The sequence below is a fragment of the Bacillus cereus group sp. BfR-BA-01381 genome (assembly GCF_022663555.1).
Classification (GTDB): domain Bacteria; phylum Bacillota; class Bacilli; order Bacillales; family Bacillaceae_G; genus Bacillus_A; species Bacillus_A pacificus.
Genome location: NZ_JAKUFR010000185.1, coordinates 1 through 2,377, shown reverse-complemented (window position 1 = coordinate 2,377; position 2,377 = coordinate 1). Strand labels below are relative to the sequence as shown.

Below are 2,377 nucleotides of genomic sequence, written 5' to 3'. Positions count from 1 at the left end.
TATTCTCGTAACTTCTGCTCTAAAGCCCCAGCTCTTTGTATATGCTCCGGAAGTACCCTATCGGCTAATCCCATCTATTTCACCTCAATTCCAGCCACACCGTTTATAGGTGCAGCTGAAAGTTATATAAATTGCTATTACGCAATGATAAATACTTTTTTGTTTTCAATTTCTTCTGCTAGTTTCTCAACTAAATAGTCTTTGATATTCCCAATCGCTTCTAACTTCCAAGCGCCGCCATCTGCTTCATGGATTGAACATTTAGGTCCTTTTTCCATACGGAATACAAACTCACTTACTGGCTGCTCTACCTCTGTAAATGTACGATATGGTTTAAGTGAAACAGGGTTAGGAACATCAACTTCTCCAACTGCAGCTACACCGACCTTGGCCACTACACTTTGCGATATTCCATTGTCACCATATGTCTTAACATCTTCTTCTGTTATATTCCCTACAACTCTTAACATGACATCACGATCAGCGTTTTTAACAAAAGCTGCTTGAAGACTAATAATAAATTTCTCTACGTTATACCAATATCCAAAATCAAAATCTGGTATAAGCGCTTCTGCTCTAACTAATGTGCTGCGATTGTAATTCCCATTAATAGCAGTAAAGCAGGTAACCGATGTTGGGTTAGCAACATGAATCATTAGCGGTCCCTCTAAATCAAAACCTGATTTCACATAATCAACTAATCCGGATAAACTACGGACAGTAAATGAATTTGCTGTTGGTTCTTCTACTACATGCAATCGCTGCGTTGAGAATGTTTGTCCATCAATATCGTGTGTTTCTACATTTCCTAATCCAACTACGTATTCTAAAGCGTCTTTTTCGATCATTTTAATTTCCCCTTTACGATTTATTAGTTTGTTTGCGTTTTACGCCAATTTACAATTTGAGCAGGTTCTGTTTCTTTTGGTGTTTCCTCTACAGCTACCTTTTCACCTACATCAGTAGCGACATCTCCATCACCATCTATGTACATTTGACCTTTCACACCAGAGTTTAGTTCTCGGCCAACGACACCACCATCATGATCCCTACCAACAATGAATGTAGATTCTACTTCTTTTGCCGCTACTAGTTTTGATGAGACTTTAGAAGTACAATCCCAAATTTCACGCTTTTTATTACCTTTAAAAGTAAGCGTCAAAGTAATTGACCGTGCCTTTGTAGGGTCTGTGTTTGGATCGGCCATATTTTTTAATACACGTTGAAACTCTGCATCTACTTTTTCTGCTACTGCACCATCTGCTAAACTGTTTAAATCAATATTCACTTATAAAACCTCCCTGTTGTATTTAAATAAGTCCTGGTCGCCAGGCTTTCAAATAAGTTAAAGCTTCTTCAAAATCTTTTTCTTTCGTATCACGATAGCTTGGAACAACAAAAGCCATTTTGAAATCCTTCCAGGCTCTACTATGTAAAATTCTTTTATCTTCAAATGCTTGGCGAATTTTCGGCTCTTCTCCCCAAAGCTTTTCGACTCGACGCAATTTCGCGTTCAGCAACGTCGTTTGTTGATAACTATCGATTGTCATCTTTTCATTTAACTTATATTCAATTGTTTCTAATCGTTCATCTTGCTTCATCATTTCAGATGTAATTGTGTTAATCATTTTCAAAGGCGACATTTGTTTTTGTTGTTCATTTTGTTTTTGAATGTGTTCCTTCATCCGTTTAAATTCTTGGATAAATTTAATTTTCATTTGTACAGCTTCTTTGGTGTTGTAACTCATAACAACTAATGTAAAAGCTTCTTCTGTTAAATTATATTTAAGATATTCTTTCCCTCGATTTCGATAGTTTGACTCCTGAAAATTTAGGAGCGAGAATTCGGGTCCTGCATAATCCATCTGGGTACGAATATCCGCTGTAACATTGTCATGTCGCTTATTAAACATTCTTGCAATTGTTAAACTATCTGTTACAATTTCATTTCCCTCCACAAAAACCAGGTTACTAACTGATTTTTGTGCAACTAACAATTGACTCATTGCATTAACCTCCAAATGTCGAAAGTTTGTAAAATGTGAACTTTTACTTCAAAAAAATAAATCGATAAAGTTCGATTTTCGCTAACTTGTTATAATATCATTCTTCTTGTTTCATTAATTCATGCATTGGTAAATCAAAAACTTCTGACATTGCAATCAGTGCTTTTCTACCAGGCTCTCCTTTACCACTTACATACAAAGAAACTGTTGAAGGAGCGCGGTTTATCGCTTGTGCAAATTCATTTTGTTTCATATTTTTATTCCTAAGCAAAGATGACAATTTAGCGTTGTCAAATTTCATAATCATTTCACCTCGCTTATCTCTTACAAAATCTATCTTAGCAGAAAGTTTGTAAAATGTGAACTTTTTT

General features: G+C 35.7%; 4 protein-coding genes. All 4 read right to left on the bottom strand.

The features are described from left to right. Positions 1-137 precede the first annotated feature (137 nt). Positions 138-848, bottom strand: coding sequence for a hypothetical protein (locus tag MR079_RS28080; RefSeq protein ID WP_242295063.1), 711 nt, complete (start codon positions 846-848; stop codon positions 138-140). Positions 849-871: 23 nt separating this feature from the next. Further along, positions 872-1,288 carry a replication terminator protein gene (locus tag MR079_RS28075; RefSeq protein WP_242295062.1) on the bottom strand — a complete coding sequence of 139 codons (417 nt, stop codon included), beginning with the start codon at positions 1,286-1,288 and terminating at the stop codon, positions 872-874. 22 nt (positions 1,289-1,310) lie between these two features. Next, positions 1,311-2,006: a Rha family transcriptional regulator gene (locus MR079_RS28070; RefSeq protein WP_242295061.1), complete on the bottom strand. Its 696-nt coding sequence runs from the start codon at positions 2,004-2,006 to the stop codon at positions 1,311-1,313. 97 nt (positions 2,007-2,103) lie between these two features. Continuing rightward, a partial coding sequence (locus MR079_RS28065; protein WP_242295060.1) for a helix-turn-helix domain-containing protein occupies positions 2,104-2,377 on the bottom strand: 274 nt, incomplete at its 5' end.